Source organism: Micromonospora sp. CPCC 205539 (assembly GCF_036906815.1).
GTDB lineage: Bacteria > Actinomycetota > Actinomycetes > Mycobacteriales > Micromonosporaceae > Micromonospora.
Genome location: NZ_JBAKHW010000032.1, coordinates 17,432 through 33,258, shown reverse-complemented (window position 1 = coordinate 33,258; position 15,827 = coordinate 17,432). Strand labels below are relative to the sequence as shown.

17 protein-coding genes are annotated in these 15,827 nt (G+C 72.7%); 7 read left to right on the top strand and 10 right to left on the bottom strand.

Annotation, left to right across the window (positions count from 1 at the left end; genetic code table 11):
• Positions 1–21: 21 nt before the first annotated feature.
• Positions 22–1,053 carry an SIS domain-containing protein gene (locus tag V6V47_RS24560; RefSeq protein ID WP_334630750.1) on the bottom strand — a complete coding sequence of 344 codons (1,032 nt, stop codon included), beginning with the start codon at positions 1,051–1,053 and terminating at the stop codon, positions 22–24.
• Positions 1,054–1,241: 188 nt separating this feature from the next.
• On the opposite strand from V6V47_RS24560, the gene V6V47_RS24555 reads away from it, so the two are divergent.
• Complete coding sequence (locus V6V47_RS24555) at positions 1,242–3,083, top strand: tetratricopeptide repeat protein (protein ID WP_334630713.1); 1,842 nt, start codon at positions 1,242–1,244, stop codon at positions 3,081–3,083.
• Between the two features lie 252 nt (positions 3,084–3,335).
• Here V6V47_RS24555 and V6V47_RS24550 read toward each other — a convergent pair whose 3' ends face one another.
• Positions 3,336–4,913 carry an MDR family MFS transporter gene (locus tag V6V47_RS24550; protein WP_334630712.1) on the bottom strand — a complete coding sequence of 526 codons (1,578 nt, stop codon included), beginning with the start codon at positions 4,911–4,913 and terminating at the stop codon, positions 3,336–3,338.
• Positions 4,914–5,025: 112 nt separating this feature from the next.
• Between V6V47_RS24550 and V6V47_RS24545 the strand changes: the two genes are divergently transcribed.
• Positions 5,026–5,637, top strand: a complete 612-nt coding sequence (locus tag V6V47_RS24545; protein ID WP_334630711.1) for a TetR/AcrR family transcriptional regulator — start codon at positions 5,026–5,028, stop codon at positions 5,635–5,637.
• An 18-nt stretch (positions 5,638–5,655) separates the two neighbouring features.
• Here the strand turns inward: V6V47_RS24545 and V6V47_RS24540 are convergent, their stop codons facing one another.
• Together V6V47_RS24540 and V6V47_RS24535 are read right to left on the bottom strand one after the other, a co-directional pair.
• Positions 5,656–6,165: a GNAT family N-acetyltransferase gene (locus V6V47_RS24540; protein WP_334630710.1), complete on the bottom strand. Its 510-nt coding sequence runs from the start codon at positions 6,163–6,165 to the stop codon at positions 5,656–5,658.
• Positions 6,162–6,383, bottom strand: a complete 222-nt coding sequence (locus V6V47_RS24535) for a biotin/lipoyl-binding carrier protein (RefSeq protein ID WP_334630709.1) — start codon at positions 6,381–6,383, stop codon at positions 6,162–6,164. The genes V6V47_RS24540 and V6V47_RS24535 overlap by 4 nt, the downstream gene beginning before the upstream one ends.
• A 222-nt stretch (positions 6,384–6,605) precedes the next feature.
• Here V6V47_RS24535 and V6V47_RS32760 point away from each other — a divergent pair, with 222 nt between their 5' ends.
• Complete coding sequence (locus V6V47_RS32760; RefSeq protein ID WP_369814844.1) at positions 6,606–6,680, top strand: 50S ribosomal protein bL37; 75 nt, start codon at positions 6,606–6,608, stop codon at positions 6,678–6,680.
• 123 nt (positions 6,681–6,803) lie between these two features.
• Here the strand turns inward: V6V47_RS32760 and rsrA are convergent, their stop codons facing one another.
• From rsrA to V6V47_RS24505, 5 genes are all read right to left on the bottom strand, one after another.
• Entirely contained in the window at positions 6,804–7,094 is a 291-nt protein-coding gene (rsrA, locus tag V6V47_RS24525) for a mycothiol system anti-sigma-R factor (protein ID WP_334630707.1), read from the bottom strand.
• Between the two features lies 1 nt (position 7,095).
• The gene (locus V6V47_RS24520) at positions 7,096–7,923 is read right to left on the bottom strand and encodes a sigma-70 family RNA polymerase sigma factor (protein ID WP_334630706.1); all 828 of its coding nucleotides are present in this window, start codon (positions 7,921–7,923) and stop codon (positions 7,096–7,098) included.
• Positions 7,924–8,153: 230 nt separating this feature from the next.
• Entirely contained in the window at positions 8,154–8,786 is a 633-nt protein-coding gene (locus V6V47_RS24515; protein WP_334630705.1) for an alpha/beta hydrolase family protein, read from the bottom strand.
• 53 nt (positions 8,787–8,839) lie between these two features.
• Positions 8,840–9,232 carry a WhiB family transcriptional regulator gene (locus V6V47_RS24510; RefSeq protein ID WP_334630704.1) on the bottom strand — a complete coding sequence of 131 codons (393 nt, stop codon included), beginning with the start codon at positions 9,230–9,232 and terminating at the stop codon, positions 8,840–8,842.
• A 195-nt stretch (positions 9,233–9,427) separates the two neighbouring features.
• On the bottom strand, positions 9,428–10,138 hold the full coding sequence (locus tag V6V47_RS24505; protein ID WP_334630703.1) for an SOS response-associated peptidase: 711 nt from the start codon (positions 10,136–10,138) through the stop codon (positions 9,428–9,430).
• 103 nt (positions 10,139–10,241) lie between these two features.
• Here V6V47_RS24505 and aroA point away from each other — a divergent pair, with 103 nt between their 5' ends.
• From aroA to V6V47_RS24485, 4 genes are all read left to right on the top strand, one after another.
• Positions 10,242–11,543: a 3-phosphoshikimate 1-carboxyvinyltransferase gene (aroA, locus tag V6V47_RS24500; RefSeq protein WP_334630702.1), complete on the top strand. Its 1,302-nt coding sequence runs from the start codon at positions 10,242–10,244 to the stop codon at positions 11,541–11,543.
• 120 nt (positions 11,544–11,663) lie between these two features.
• Positions 11,664–12,674, top strand: coding sequence for a ribosome small subunit-dependent GTPase A (gene rsgA, locus V6V47_RS24495; RefSeq protein WP_334630701.1), 1,011 nt, complete (start codon positions 11,664–11,666; stop codon positions 12,672–12,674).
• 28 nt (positions 12,675–12,702) lie between these two features.
• The gene (hisN, locus tag V6V47_RS24490; RefSeq protein WP_334630700.1) at positions 12,703–13,521 is read left to right on the top strand and encodes a histidinol-phosphatase; all 819 of its coding nucleotides are present in this window, start codon (positions 12,703–12,705) and stop codon (positions 13,519–13,521) included.
• Positions 13,522–13,580: 59 nt separating this feature from the next.
• Positions 13,581–14,435 (top strand): hypothetical protein, encoded by an 855-nt coding sequence (locus V6V47_RS24485; protein WP_442934302.1) that lies wholly within the window; start codon positions 13,581–13,583, stop codon positions 14,433–14,435.
• 12 nt (positions 14,436–14,447) lie between these two features.
• On the opposite strand, the gene V6V47_RS24480 is transcribed toward V6V47_RS24485, so the two are convergent.
• Entirely contained in the window at positions 14,448–15,647 is a 1,200-nt protein-coding gene (locus V6V47_RS24480) for a glycosyltransferase (protein ID WP_334630699.1), read from the bottom strand.
• Positions 15,648–15,827 lie beyond the last annotated feature (180 nt).

Here is a 15,827-nt window from a genome sequence, read left to right as displayed (position 1 = left end):
ACCAGGGTGCCACGCCCCGGTTCACATCGTCGCGGTGACCTTCTTCAGCCCGCGCGGCGCGTCCGGATCCTCGCCCCGGGTCAGCGCCAACGCCAACGCCAACCGCTGCAACGGCAGGATGTCCAGCAGTGGGGCGTACCGCTCGTCGACCTCGGGAACGGCGAGTCGGGTCGCGCCCGGCACGTCGGCGGAGCCGACCACCACGACGTCGGCGCGGCGTTCGCCGAGGCGGGGCAGCACCTCGCCCATCGACCGGCCGCCCGGCCCCGAGCCGACCACCGCGAGCACCGGGACCTCCGGGTCGGTCATCGCGAGCGGCCCGTGCAGCAGGTCGGCGCCGGAGAACGCGAGCGCCGGCAGGTACGAGGTCTCCATCAGTTTCAGCGCGGCCTCCCGGGCGGTCGGGTACGCGTACCCGCGCCCGGTGGTGACCAGTTGCCGGGCGAACCGGTAGCGCGGCGCGAGCCGAGCCGGGGTGTCGTCGGCCAGCGTGCGGGCAGCCAGCTCGGGCAGCGCGGCGAGCGCGTCCCGCTCGGCCGCCGGGAGCACCCCGTCGCCAGCCCGGATCCCCTCCACCAGCATCAGCAGGGCGAGCAGCTCGGCGGTGTACGTCTTGGTGGCGGCCACCGCCCGCTCGTGCCCGGCGACGATGTCGATGTGCAGCTCGGCGACCTCGACCAGCGGGGACTGTGGCGCGTTGGTCACCGCGAGGGTCAGCGCGCCCGAGGCCCGGGCGGCGCGTAGCACCTCGGCCAGGTCGGGCGAGCCGCCGCTCTGGCTGACCCCGACGACCAGCGCATCGGACAGGTCGGGACGGGCGCCGAACAGGGTGACCGCGCTGGGCGACGCGAGACCGGCGGGCAGGCCGAGGCGGATCTCGGTGAGGTACGCCCCGTAGAGGGCGGCGTGGTCGGAGGTGCCCCGGGCGGTGAACACCACGTGCCGCGGCCGACGCTCGGCGACGGCCGCTGCCACCTGGGCGATCTGCCCGGCGTTGGCGCTGGAGAGCAGCCGCGCGTAGCCAGCTGGTTGCTCTTCGATGTCGGCGGCCATGCCGGCCCCTGCACGTGTCATGGAATCTCCCCCCAGTGCGCGATTGCCGCGCGTTTCCTGCTCAGTCTTGCACCTTTTCTTCGGCCTGAGCAATCGAACGAGCACTAGTGCGCAGAGGATCACCAGATCACGCCAATATCAACTAAGCTTGCCCGACTATCGGCGGACAGCTGCGACGAGAGGACGACGTGCCCGAGGGAAGGGACGACCCCGCGCTCTCCGCGACGGAGGAGCTGGCCCTGGCCCGGCTGGCGTTGGACGAGGGCGACCTGCACCACGCGGCCGGCCACCTCGCCGGCGCGCTGGCCCGGGCGCCGACCCTGCCGGAGGTGCACGAGACGCTGGCCCGGCTGGCCGCGGTCGGCGGCGGCGGGCTCGACCTCTTCCCGATCAACCACCACACGTTCGTCGGCGCGGTCGTCGCCCGTGCCCACCTGCTGGCCGCCGCCGGCAACCCCGCCGAAGGGCTGGAGTTGCTCGCGGCCGCGACCGGGTACGCGCCGGGCACGGACTGGGCCGGCGTGCCCTGGGTGACCGCGCCCGAGCTGGCCGAACGCCTCGATCCGGAGCACACCGCCCGCGTTCTCATGCAGGTCTGCTCCGCGCTGCCCGATCCGGTGCCGAGGACCGGCCGGGGCGCGCTTGCGCCGTACCTCACGCTGGCCCGCAACGCGGTCACCGCCCACCCCGAGCACGGCCTGCTGCTGGGCGCGGCGTCCGCGCTGGCCCGGCGACTCGGCGAGGCCACGGTGGCGATCCGCTGGGCCAGCCGAGGGGTACGAGCCCAGTCCTCGAAGATGGGCGAGGTCTGGCTCGGGTACGCGTACCGCAGCGCCGGCCGGACCCGCGACGCCCTGGCGGCGCTCGGTCGGGCCGTCGCACTGGACCCCGACGACCTGGCCATCTACGCGGACATCGCGGGCACGCTGGCCGACAACGGCCGGCTGGACGAGGCGCTGGAGTGGACCGAGCGGGCTCTGGCCCGGGACCCGTCGTTCGACTGCGCGGTGCACACCGCGCACCGCCTACGGCACCTGCGCGACGGCGATCTGGCCCACCTGGTCGCGCTCGCCGATTTCGCCCGGGACCACCCCGACGACAGTCACGAACACGCCGACCTGGCCCAGTGTTGCCGTGGCCGGCCCTGGCTCGGCCAGCTCACACCGGCCAACGGCCCGCTGGTCGACGCGCTGCGCCGGGCGATCGCCGCCGACGACAATGGTCTCGGCAGTGCCGTACGCCTGACGACGGTGCCCCCGCCGAGCGCTGTGCGGACGGTCGCGTCGGCGGCGCCCGGGCTACGAATCGAGATCGTGGGCACGCCGGAGCCGGACATCCGCGAGCCCCGGCGAGCGTCCGCCCGGCAGCTGTGGCACTACGCGGACGACACCACTCCGATGCCTGCGGTGCCGGCGCCCTCGGCAGTGGCGGCCGAACGGATCGGGCAGGTCACTCACCCGGCTTGGCCGCACCCGCCGGCGGCGTACGACGCGGCGGTGGGCCTGGCCGGTCTGGACGTGGCCGACCTGCTCGGGCTGCTGGTACACCCACCGGCGGCACCCGCCAACGCGGTGGGTCGGTTGCTGGCCGCCCACGACCCGTCGATCTGGGTACGCGGCGTGCAGGTCTGGGCCTGCCTGGGCCTGCTGCACCACCGCACCGACGAGCCGTGGGAGGACTCGACGCGACGCCGGGTGCTGCTGGATCTGGTCTGGGGTGTAGAGGACTGGGTCACCGAGGCGGCCCTGTTCGCCCTGGTCACGGCCGCCTGGGTGGATCCGGCGGTGCGCCCGGACGTGGCCCGGGTGGTGGCCGAGCGGCTGGCCGACGCGGCGGAGTCGTCGCAGGTCCGGGCGGTGCCGATCGCCGTCTCCCTGGCCCACCTGGCGCTGGCCACTCCAGCCCTGGACCCGGCCACCGCAGCGCTGGCCGCCAAACTGCTCAGCGCCCCGCAGCGCGGCCTTCCCCGCCCCCGCAATCCGCTGAGCCGGCTCTGGCAACGCCTCACAGCTTCGCGCCGCCACGCCTGACGCACAACCCGCGCCACCCCGAACCCGCGCCACCCCGAACCCGCGCCACCCCGCGCCAGCCCGCGCCAGCCCGCGCCAGCCCGCGCCGATCTTGCACTTGCTGCCGCCGATCTGCCGGGAATGAGGCATATGCGGGGGCACAAAGTGCAAGATCGGCGCGGGAGCCGCGCGGGATCGGCGCGGGAGCCGCGCGGGATCGGCGCGGGAGCCGTGCAAGATCGGCGCGGGAGCGGCGCGGGAGCCGCGCGGGGGTTACGCGACCGGGGCCTTGCCGAGGGCGATCTCGGCTTCCTCCTCCGGGGTGGCCTGCGGGGGTGCCTCGTTCGCGGTGCGCAGCGGGATCTCCTTGATGAACCACGCGAGCACCGGGATCGAGATGGTGAACAGCGCCGCCCAGAGGAAGACGTGCGAGATCGAGTCGGCGAGACCGCCGAGCACCAACTCGCGCGCCTGGGCCGGCAACTCCCTGATCTTGTCCAGGTCCATGCCGGCACCGGAACCGCCGAGGGCCGAGCCGGCTGCGGAGTCGGCCAAGCGGTTGGCGAAGATCGCACCGAACAGCGAGATGCCGAACGAGCCGCCGATCGAGCGGAAGAAGGTGGCCGCGCCGCTGGCCGCGCCGAGGTCCTTCTGCTCCACGCTGTTCTGTGCGATCAGCATGGAGGTCTGCATGAGGAAGCCCATGCCGACGCCGAGCACGACCATGTACAGCGAGGACGCCAGCTTGGTGGTGTGCAGGTCGAGCAGGGTCAGCAGCCCCATGCCCACGGTCATCACCACGCCACCGATGATCGGGTACGCCCGGTACCTGCCGTTCTTGGTGATCGCCCGGCCGATGGCCAGCGACACGACCAGCATGCCGAACATGAGCGGCAGCAACAGCAGGCCGCTGTTGGTCGCCGAAGCGCCCTGCACGGTCTGCTGGTAGAGCGGCAGGAAGTTCATCGCGCCGAACATCGCGAAGCCGAGCAGGAAGCCGATGACCGAGATCAGCGCGAAGTTACGGTTGGCGAAGAGCCCCAGCGGCAGGATCGGCTCCGGCACCCGGCGCTCGACCAGACCGAACGCCACCAGTGCGACCACGGCCAGCACGGCGAGGCCGAGGATCTGCCCGGAGGTCCAGTCGTACTCGTTGCCGCCCCAGGTGGTGATCAGCACGAGCGCGGTGATGCCGACCGAGAGCAGCCCGGCGCCGAGCCAGTCGATCCGGTGCTCGGTGCGGTACTTCGGCAGGTGCATCGTGGTGATCAGCACGAGCAGCGCCACGCCACCCAGCGGCAGGTTCACGTAGAACGCCCAGCGCCAGGAGAGGTGGTCGGTGATGAAGCCGCCGACCAGCGGGCCGGCCACCATGGCGATGGCCATGATGCCGGCGATCATGCCCTGGTAACGCCCGCGCTCGCGGGGCGGGACCAGGTCACCGATGATCGCCATGACGCCGACCATGAGGCCACCGGCGCCCAGGCCCTGCACGGCCCGGAAGGCGATGAGCTGCACCATGCCGTCCTCTGGGCCACCGAGCATCCCGGAGCCGGCCATGCCGCAGAGCGCGGAGCCAGCGAGGAAGATGCCGACCGAGGTCAGGAAGACCGACTTACGGCCGTAGAGGTCACCGAGCTTGCCCCAGATGGGGGTGGAGACGGTGGTGCCCAGGACGTAGGCCGTGACCACCCAGGTGAAGTGGTTGAGGCCGCCGAACTCGTTGACGATCCGCGGCAGCGCGGTGCTGACGATCATGTTGTCGAGCATCGCGAGCATCATCGCGATCATCAGACCGAACAGCACGACCCGTACATTGGGTCGCACGTCGGCCTGGGTTGCCTGAGTCATGGGTAAGCTCCCCCCGAGAATTGCGTAACTTACTTGCCGCCCGGCTAGTCACCTTACTAGCCGCACGGTAAGTTGGATAGCAACCGGCGGTCAAGCTGATTGGGTGGTGTGAGTGAGAGACAGCACAGGCGGCACGCGCGAGCGCATCAAGGCCGTCGCGCTGGAGCTCTTCACCGAGCAGGGCTACGAGAAGACCTCGCTCCGGGAGATCGCCGAGCGTCTCAACGTCACCAAGGCCGCGCTCTACTACCACTTCAAGAGCAAGGACGACATCGTCGCCAGCTTCGTCGAGGACCGGCTGGAGCGGATGGACGTGCTGATCACCTGGGCCGACTCGCAGCCGGCGACGCTGGCCACCCGGCGCGAGCTGATCTCCCGGTACGCCGACACGATGTTCGGCGGCGAGCAGCCGTCGGTGATGCGCTTCTTCGAGCAGAACCAGACCGTGCTCAAGAGCGTCGCCGCCGGCCAGCAGATGCGCGGGCGGATGATGCGGCTGGCCAACGCGCTCTGCCAGGGCGACGAATCACCGTCCGCCCAGCTCCGTGCCGCGCTGTCGCTGTTCGCGGTGCACAGCAGCTGGTTCGCGGTCCGAACGCCGCACATCAGCGACGAGGAACGCCGGAAGATCGCCCTCGAGGTGGCCGACGAGCTGCTGGCCGCCATCGGCGATGGGCCCGACGACAGCACCACGGCGGCCACCTCGGGCAGCACGCCGGGCTGATCGGCCGCTCCGGCCAGCTCAGCCCTGGCTCAACGTCAGCCGCAGGCCGAGCAGGTCCACGCCGTCCGCGGGCGACCAGTCCAACTCCGGCATCCGGACGAAGCCGAGCCGCGCGTAGAGCCGGTGCGCCGCGACGGCCATGCCATCCCGTACGCAGATCACCACCGCCGTGCAGCCCAGCTCGGCGGCCCGGTCGACGCACGCGCGGACCAGGGCGGCGCCTACACCCCGCCCCTGGCCGGCCGGGTCTACCGCGAGCATCCGGAACTCCGCCTCACCCGGCCCGGACAGCTCAGCGAACGGAGTGCCCGCCAGCACGAAGGTCACCGAGCCGAGCACCGCGCCGGTCGACTCCTCCACCGCCACCAGCACCTCGCCGGTGGTGGCCCGGGTCGCCACGTCGGCCAGCACCGCGCCGTACCCGTGCTCGCCCTTGAGCTGACCGTCCGCCTCGTACGCGGCCACGGTCAGCCGGGCCACCGCCGGGAAGTCCCCCGGACCGGCGAGCCGGACCAGCAGGCCGCTCAACCGATGACCGCGATCAGGTCACCGTCCTGCACGACGTCACCCTCGTTGACGGCGAGCCGCTCGACCACACCATCGGACTCGGCGATGACCGGGATCTCCATCTTCATCGACTCGAGGATCACCAGGGTGTCGCCCTCGGACACGGTGTCACCGGTCGTCGCGACGACCTTCCAGACGTTCGCCACCATCTCGGCGCGGATCTCCTCGGCCATGTCCACGGCCCTCCCTTTTCACGGTGTACCTGCCGACGTATCCAATCATGCGACGGGTAGCCCCGGGCGCTCCGCGGTCTGGCCGGAATACCGCGGCCGACCCGGGGGAAGGCGACGGGTGCCCGCCGCACTAGCATCAGCGGGTCGGACCCTGCGCCGGGCGGCCGGTGCGTGCACCAGCGCCGAGGTCGAGCGCAGGACGGTTCCGACCATCACGAGGAGGTCAGCATGGCGAAGAAGTCCCGGAAGAAGAAGGCCCGTAAGAAGAGCGCCGCGAACCACGGCAAGCGCCCCAACTCCTGAGCGGGGCGACGGGCCGGCGGTCCGTCACCGATCAGCTCGACCCGGCCGGCGCCGGGTACACCGGTGGCCCGGGTCGACATCGACCCGGGCCACCGGTTTCTCGTCAGTCGCCGATGCCGACGTTCAGTCGGCCAGCTCGCGGGACTCGGCGGTGGTCTCGAAGACCACCAGCTCGGTGAGCTTGACCCGCAGCCGCTCGCGCAGCTCGTCCGGTGCGGTCTCGTTGCCGCAGCAACGCGCCACCAGCGCCCGCACCTCCTGCTCGAGGCCGTACTCGCGCAGGCAGGGCCCGCACTCGTCGAGGTGCTGCCGGATCAGCGTGCGCCGCTCGTCGGCGCACTCCAGATCGAGGTAGAGGTAGACCTCCGCGATCACTTCGCGGCAGTCGGTCTCGTGCGGCTCCCCACAGCTCACGTCACACCTCCCGGCCGGCAGCGGCGGCGGTCGAGCCCTTCGCGGACCGGGCGGCGCTGAAGCCCCGCTCCGACGCGTACTGCTCGAGCAGCTTGCGCAGATTACGTCGGCCGCGGTGCAGGCGCGACATCACCGTGCCGATCGGCGTGCCCATGATGTCGGCGACCTCCTTGTAGGAGAAGCCCTCGACGTCGGTGAGGTAGACGGCCAGGCGGAACTCCTCCGGCAACTGCTGGAGGGCGTCCTTGACGTCGCTGTCCGGCAGCCGGTCCAGTGCCTCGGTCTCGGCGGAGCGCAGCCCACTGGAGGTGTGCGACTCGGCCTCGGCCAGCTGCCAGTCGGTGATCTCCTCGGTGGGCGCCTGGATCGGCTGGCGCTGCCGCTTACGGTAGGAGTTGATGTAGGTGTTGGTCAGGATCCGGTACAGCCAGGCCTTCAGGTTGGTGCCCTGCTCGAACTGGTGGAAGGCGGCGTACGCCTTCAGGTAGGTCTCCTGGACCAGGTCCTCGGCATCCGCCGGGTTGCGTGTCATCCGCAGCCCAGCAGCGTAGAGCTGATCGACGAATGGCATCGCGTCCCGCTCGAAACGGGCCCTGCGCTCGTCCGTCTTCTCGGTGGTCAACCGCACATCCCCTCGCGTCGGATGCTTTCCCGCCGAGAATACGCGCCCGGACCTGCCCACAGATTCACTTCCGGCCGGTGTGCTCGTGCTCACCGCACCCACCCCGCCCGGTCCCGCCGTCGCGGGCCAGTCCGGGCCGTCCAGCAGCCGCTGCAGCTGCCGGGTATCCCGTTCGTCCCGTTCCAGGCTCCGTGTCTCGGTCGGCACCGGTCACCCCCCTCGCAGAAAAGTCGTCCGAGGGTTGTAACGCGGGACGACGGGTGGGGCATTCCAACCTGCTCTCCCGTTCCTGGTCCCAGCGCCGTCGACGATGCTGGGACCAGGAAGGGCCTGGGAGGATGGTTCCGCCCGTCCGAACGGGCCGGCGGCACCATCGGATGCAACGAATCGCGCCCGGCACCGGACACGGTCCGCCCGGTCAACCGGCCGCCTCCGGGTCAGCGGGCCGCCGGGTCAGCGGCCACCCAGCCCTGGGCGCGCAGCCAGTCCCGCACCACGGCCGCCGTGCCGCTCGGATCCCGCCGCAGGTCGTGCGTCTCGCCCGGCCGGGTCACCACCTGCACACCCGGCCCCGGCTCGGGCACCCCGAACGGGTCCCGGTCGCCGTTGACCACCAGCGTCGGCAGCCCGGTGGTCAACTCGGCGGCCCGGGAGCGTTCCGGCCGCCCGGGCGGGTGCAGTGGAAAGGCCAGTGTGACCACGCCGACCGCACCCACCGCGCGGGCCGTCCGGCAGGCCACCCGCGCACCGCTGGAGCGACCGCCGACCAGCAGCGTCGGAACGGCCGGGTGCCGGTCACGCAGCACGGCGAGCACCGCCGTCCAGGCTTCGTCGAGGTGCCCCGCGGGGGCCGGCGCGCGCCGGCCGGCGACCCGGTAGGGCTGGGTCACCCGGACCACCGCGAGACCGACCCCGACCGCCGCGTCGCGCACCGCGAGCAGGTCGGGTGCGTCGACGCTGCCACCCGCCCCGTGCCCGAGCACCAGCAGGGCACCGGCCGGCCGGGCTGGCAGGTCGGTGTCGATCCGCGCTGGACCGCGCGGGGTCTCGATCTCGTCGCTGGGCGGCACGGACCCATTCTGCGCCGTCGCCGCGCACGCCCGGGACGGACCGGGCCGGTTGGTCAGCTCAGCGGCACCAGGGTGAGCAGGCGGTCCCGTAACGACGGGTCCGCTTCGTCGACGCCGCCCGGATCCGGCTGGACCTCGTTGCGCCAGGCGACCAGCATCGCCCGCCGCTCGCGGGGTGTGGTCGCACCCCACACGCCGTGACAGTCGCCGACCTCCAATGCCCAGGCCAGGCAGGAGCCTTGCACGTCGCAACTGCGGCACAGTGCGACGGCGGCGTCCGCCGGCTCGTTCGGTGCCGGAAAGAACGTCTCCGGATCAACGCTCTGGCACGTCCCTCTGGTGCGCCAAGCATCGTCTTCCTGCCGATCCCGTACCGCCCGTAGCAGTCGCGGATCTCGCCGTGCCGCAGCAACCTCGTGCGGACGTGGCATACGCGCCCGTGTCATCCACCCACCTCCCCCGTGGGACCGGCAAGATCGGTGGATGTCGTCCGCCCCGTGCGAATCGACACCCACTACCGGCGCTGTGTTCTATCGCACTTATAGACGCCGGGACAAGGGGCTACCGGGATCATGGCTGAACGGCCAGGAGACGAATCGCGCGGAACCCCGGCAAATCGGTGCCCGACAATGCGCCCGGGCTCAGAACAGGGGCAGCTCCTGCGGCAGCACCTCCGATGCCACCGTCACCCGCTCGGTCAGGTGTGGCCCGTCGTTGCGGACGTCACCCACGGCAGGCCCGACGGGCCGGACCTCGAGGCCGGCCAGACCGGCCGCCGACGGCGGAGTGAGCAGCCGCTCCGGCTCGTCGGTCGGGGCCAGCCAGGACGCCCAGCGCTCCGGCGGCAGCAGCACCGGCATCCGGTCGTGCACCTCGGCCAGCTCGCCGAGCGCCGCGGTGGTCAGCACGCTGAAGGTGAGCCGGCTGTCGCCGCCGGACTCCCAGATCGACCAGATGCCGGCCAGGGCGAGCACCGAGCCGTCGGCCGGAGTCAGGTAATACGCCTGCCGCCCACCGTCGGGTTGGCGCACCCACTCGTACCAGCCGTCGGCCGGGACCAGGCAGCGGCGGCGAGCGAACGCCCCGGCGTAGGCCCGGCTGGTGGCCACCGTCTCCGATCGAGCGTTGATCATGCGGGCCGCGCCGGCAGCCGAGCGCGACCAGTGCGGCAGGAGGCCCCAGCGCCCGACACAGAGACTGCGGTGCCCCTCCGAGGTGACTCGCACCAGCGGCACCGGGTCGGTCGGCGCGACGTTGTGGTCCGGCCGGATCCGGTCGTCGGTGTCGTCCGACGACTCGAAAAGCGCGCTCAACTCGCCGGAACTCCGGGTCGTCGCGTACCTGCCGCACATGGCGCACACGCTAGCCCGTCGAGCGCCCGTCGGCTGTCCCGCCAACCGGGAGTTACGACATCCGGCCGGATGCGCCGGACCGCCGACACGGCAGAATGTAACCGTGGGGAACCTGACAGCGACCCGGCCGCCGCAGCCGTGGACCGCACCGACCGCTTCCGACCCGGTGGCGGCCACGCTGCGCCTGCCCGGCTCCAAGTCGATGACCGCGCGGGCCCTGGTGCTCAGCGCCCTGGCTGCCGGCCCGTCGACGCTGGCCGGGCCGCTGCGTGCCCGGGACACCGAGCTGATGGCGGCCGGTCTGCGGGCGATGGGCGCGCACGTGTCGATCAGCGACGACGAGCGCTGGCTGGTCCGACCGCACCGGCTGGTCGGGCCCGCGCACGTGGACGTGGGCCTGGCCGGGACGGTGATGCGGTTCGTGCCGCCGGTGGCCGGGCTGGCCGACGGGCGGATCACGTTCGACGGCGACCCGCACGCCCGCACCCGGCCGCTCGGCCCGCTGATCGGCGCGCTGCGCTCGCTGGGCGTCCGGATCGACGTCACCGGCGAGGGCAGCCTGCCGCTGACCGTGTTCGGCACCGGTCGGGTCAGCGGTGGCGAGGTGGTGATCGACGCCTCCGCCTCCAGCCAACTGGTCTCCGGGCTGCTGCTGGCCGCGCCGCGCTTCGACCGGGGCGTGGTGGTGCGGCACGTCGGCCCGCCCGTCCCCTCCGCGCCGCACCTGCGCATGACGGTGCAGATGCTGCGGGCCGCCGGCGCGGCGGTCGACGACACCACCCCCGACGTGTGGGCCGTCGAGCCCGGTCCACTCACCGGGCGCGGCTGGGAGATCGAGCCTGACCTCTCCGGCGCGGTGCCGTTCTTCGCCGCCGCGCTGGTCACCGGCGGTGAGGTCACCCTCCAGGGCTGGCCGCGCAGCAGCGCGCAGCCGGTCGAGCAGCTCCGCTCGCTGCTGCAGCGGATGGGCGGCGAGGTCACCCTCTCCACCACCGGGCTGACCGTCCGGGGCACCGGCGTGGTGCACGGCCTGACCGCCGACCTCTCCGACGTCAGCGAGCTGACCCCGGCGCTGACCGCGCTGGCCATGCTGGCCGACTCGCCGTCGTCCTTCACCGGCGTCGGGCACATCCGGGGCCACGAGACCGACCGGCTGACCGCGCTGGCGCGGGAGTTCACGACGCTCGGGGCGGACGTCACCGAGGCGCCGGACGGGCTGGAGATCCGGCCCCGGCCGCTGCGCGGCGGGGTGTTCCGCACCTACCAGGACCATCGGATGGCGCACGCCGCCGCGGTGGCCGGGCTCGCCGTGCCGGGCATCGAGGTGGACGACGTCGGGTGTACCTCCAAGACCATGCCCGAGTTCCCGGCACTATGGTCAGCGATGGTGACCGGCAAGAGCTGACGCGACAGGGGGCGGGTCCTGGCGACCAAACGGCGGGAGTACGACGAGGACGACGTACGGGTTCGGCCCGGTAAGTCCTCACGTCCGCGCACCCGTACTCGACCGCAACACACCGACGCGGTGGACGGTTTCGTCATCGCCGTCGACCGGGGGCGCTACCAGTGCGTGCTGGCCGGGGCCGAGCGCGGTGTGGTCGGGGCGGAGCTGCCCACGATCACCGCGATGCGGGCCCGTGAGCTGGGCCGCAAGTCGGTGGTGGTGGGCGATCGGGTCAGCCTGGTCGGCGACACCTCCGGCGCGGAGGGCGCACTCGCCCGCATCGTCCGGATCGCCGAGCGCCGCTCGGTGCTGCGTCGCACCGCCGACGACGACGAGACCACCGCCGAGGGCCGCCTGGAGCGGGTGGTGGTGGCCAACGCCGATCAGTTGGTGATCGTCAGCGCGCTGGCCGACCCGCCGCCGCGCACCGGGTTCATCGACCGCTGCCTGGTGGCCGCCTACGACGCGGACGTCGAGCCGCTGCTCTGCCTCACGAAGGCCGACCTGGCCGGGCCGGAGGAGGTGCTCGACTACTACACGGAGCTGGAGCTGCCGTACGTGCTGAACCGCCCCGACTCCGACCTGGACGCGCTGCGCGCCCTGCTCGGCGGCCGGGTGTCGGTGCTGGTCGGCCACTCCGGGGTGGGCAAGTCGACGCTGGTCAACCGCCTCGTCCCGGACGCCGCTCGCGCGGTCGGTGTGGTCAGCGCGATCGGCCGTGGCCGGCACACCTCCACCAGTGCGGTGGCGCTGCGCCTGCCGCCGATCCCCGGCGTCGACACCGACCCGGGCTGGATCATCGACACCCCCGGGATCCGCAGCTTCGGGCTGGCGCACGTCTCCGCCGACAGCCTGCTGCACGGCTTCCCCGACCTGGTCGAGGGCACCGTCGACTGCCCGGTCAACTGCCAGCACACCGCCGACGAGCCCCACTGCGGGCTGGACGCCTGGGTGGCCGCCGGTAAGGCCGACCCGCGCCGGCTGGCCTCGTACCGCCGGTTGCTCGCCTCCCGGGCCGGCGACGGCGACGCGCGCGGCGAGAGCGACCAGCGCGGGCCCGGCGAGGGCGACCGACGCGGCCCCGACGAGTGAGCCGGCGGGCGTGGGCTAGGTTGCCGGCATGACCGGGTACGCCGCTGACCTCGACCTCGCCCACCTGCTCGCCGACCGGGCCGATGCCATCGCCACAGCCCGCTTCCGCGCGCTCGACCTGCGGGTCGAGTCGAAGCCCGACCTGACCCCGGTCTCCGACGCGGACACCGCCGTGGAGCGGGAGATCCGGGCGTTGTTGGCCGAGCACCGGCCGGCCGACGGGGTGCTCGGCGAGGAGTACGGCGCGCAGCGGGCCAGTGACCCGGACGGCCGGCGGTGGATCATCGACCCGATCGACGGCACCAAGAACTTCGTCCGGGGCGTGCCGATCTGGGCCACGTTGATCGCGCTCTACGACGGTGACCGGCCGGCGGTCGGTGTGGTGTCCGCCCCGGCGCTGGGCCGGCGCTGGTGGGCGAGCCTCGGCGCGGGCGCGTACGCCGGACCGGGCCCCGCCGCGGGTGAACGGATCGGGGTGTCCGCGGTGCGGCACCTCGCCGACGCCAGCTTCTGCTACTCGTCGCTGACCGGGTGGGAGCGCGCCGGACGGCTCGACGCGATGCTCGACCTGATGCGGGGCACCTGGCGCACCCGGGCGTACGGCGACTTCTACGGTCACATGCTGGTGGCCGAGGGGGCACTGGACGTGATGGTCGAGCCGGAGTTGTCCCTGTGGGACGTGGCGGCGCTGGTCCCCATCATCACCGAGGCGGGTGGCACGGTCACGGATCTGGCCGGTCGGGCGGTGCCGCCCGGCGACCCGGGCACCGACAGCAGCGTGGTGACCACCAACGGTGCGCTGCACGCCGACATCCTCGCTCGGCTGGATCGACCAGCCGAGCGCTGACCCTCGACAACCTCTATCCTCGCCAGGTGGTCTCCTCCGGTTGGTGCTTTCTCGCGACGATGATCGTCGCGTACGGCTTCGCCAACCTCCTCCAGTCGGTGGCGGCGGCGCGCACCAGCGTGCACCACACCTTCGATCCGGGCCTCCTGCTGCGGCTGGCCGGGCACCGGACGTACCTCATCGGGTTGAGCTGTCAGATCGGCGGCTTCGTGTTCGCCTTCCTGGCCCGGCGGGATCTGCCGCTGTTCCTGGTGCAGGCCAGCGTGGCCGCCGGGCTCGGGGTGACCGCCATCCTCGGTGTGCTGGTGCTGAAGTGGCGGTTACCGGTGGCCGAGGTGGTGCTGCTGGCGTTGCTCTTCGCCGGGATCTCCGCGCTGGTTCTGGCCGCCCGGCCGGCACCGTCCCGACAGCTCGGCACCGGCGGGTCGATCGCCCTGCTGGTGGCGCTCGGCGGCATCGCGGTGGTCGGCTTCTTCGCTGTCCGGCTACAGGGCGCACCCGGCTCGGTGGCTCTCGGCTCGCTGGCCGGGCTGGCCTTCTCCTCGGCGGCGGTGGCCGCCCGGCCACTGGCCTCCGCGCCGTCCGCCGAGGCGTTCGTGGCCCATCCGCTGTTCTATCTGCTGATCGCCCACTCGATCGTCGGGCAACTGCTGCTCGGCCTGGCCATGCAGCGAGGCTCGACGACCGCCGCGGTCGCCGCGATGGACGCCGCCGGGGCGGTGCCGGCGGCGATCGTCGGCCTGCTGCTGCTCAACGACAAGATCTGGCCGGGGCGGGAGTGGCTGGCCGGGGTCGGCTTCCTGGTCACCCTTGCCGCGGTGATCGGGCTGACCCGGTACGCCGAGCCGCAGCACCACCGTTCGGTGGCGAAGCGCAGCGGCCCGGCCATGGTCGGCGCCGGCCGACCCGGCTGACCGGGCTTACCGTCAGGCCTCGACCGGCTTGCGGCGGGTCACCACCCGCTCGTAGAGGCGCTCCAGTGCCCCGCCGGTGCGTTCCCAGGTGTAGCTGCTCCGGACCCGGTCCACGGCGGCGTGCCCGTAGGCGAACCGGCCCGCGTTGTCGGCGAGCAGCCGGCGCAGGGCTACCCCCAGCGTCCGTACGTCGCCCGGGGGCACCAGTTTGCCGGTGACCTCGTCGACCACGGCGTCCGCCAGGCCACCCATCGCGTAGCCGACCACCGGCACGCCGCAGGCCATCGCCTCCAGCGAGACCCGCCCGGCCGAGGAGTAGTGCGGGGTGCAGGCCACCACGTCGGCCGACCGGTACCAGGTGGCCATCTGGTCGTGCGGGACCGCACCGACCAACCGCACCTGGTCGGCCACCCCGGCGTGCTCGGCGAGCTCACGCAGCCGGCGGGCCTCGGTGTGATTGACCAACTGGTCGACCGGCGGCCCGCCGGCGATCACCAACTCGGCGTCGCCGACCAGCCGCATCGCCCTGATCAGGTCGTCCTGGCCGTGCCCCGGGGAGAGCCCGCCCACGGAGAGGATCCGGGAGCGCTGTTCGCGCGGCGCGGCCTCGCCGTCGGGGTGGAACTGCTCGATGTCCACCCCGGCCGGCACCATCGCCACGGAGCTGCGTTGCAGACCCATCCGGGTCAGCTCGTCCACCTCGTCGTTGCACTGGGCCACCGCGATGTCGACCGCCCGGGTCAGGGCGCGTTCCAGCGGGATCCGCTCCCCCGGCCCGGCGTAGCTGCGGCCCAGGTGGCGCAGTTGCTCGACGCCGAGCGAGTGGAAGGTCTGCACCACCGGGATGTCGGTCTCCCGGACCGCGTGCGCGGCGGCCAGCCCACCGATCCAGTAGTGACCGTGCACCACCTCCGGCTGCCAGGCACCGGCCCACTCGTCCGCCAGCCAGCGGCCGAACTCCGTGACGTGTGGGATCAGCTCGGCGGTGGACAACGTCGTGGACGGGCCGGCGGGCACCCGTTGCACCCGGTAGCCGTCGACCTCAGCCGTCATCGGCGACCCGGGGTCGTCCCGACGCTCGTAGAGCCGGACGTCGTGGCCCCGCCCGGCCAACTCGGCGGCGACCCGCGCGATGTGCTGGTGGGTGCCGACCTGTGGACTGTCGGCGTGCCGGTACGAACTGGCGTGCGCGCTGACGAGGCCGACGCGCATGGGTCACCTCCCTGCGATCTTCTTCGGCAGTGGTCCTCCCGGTCAGAGCGTCCCATTAACCCGAGGCCCCGGAGCCGAAACCTGGCAGATCGGATGCATCCCCGCAGGTGCCACCGATGCTTGCGCCATGACAACGGTCGGTGATCCTGCCCGATCGATCGGTGGCCGGCTGCATGACCC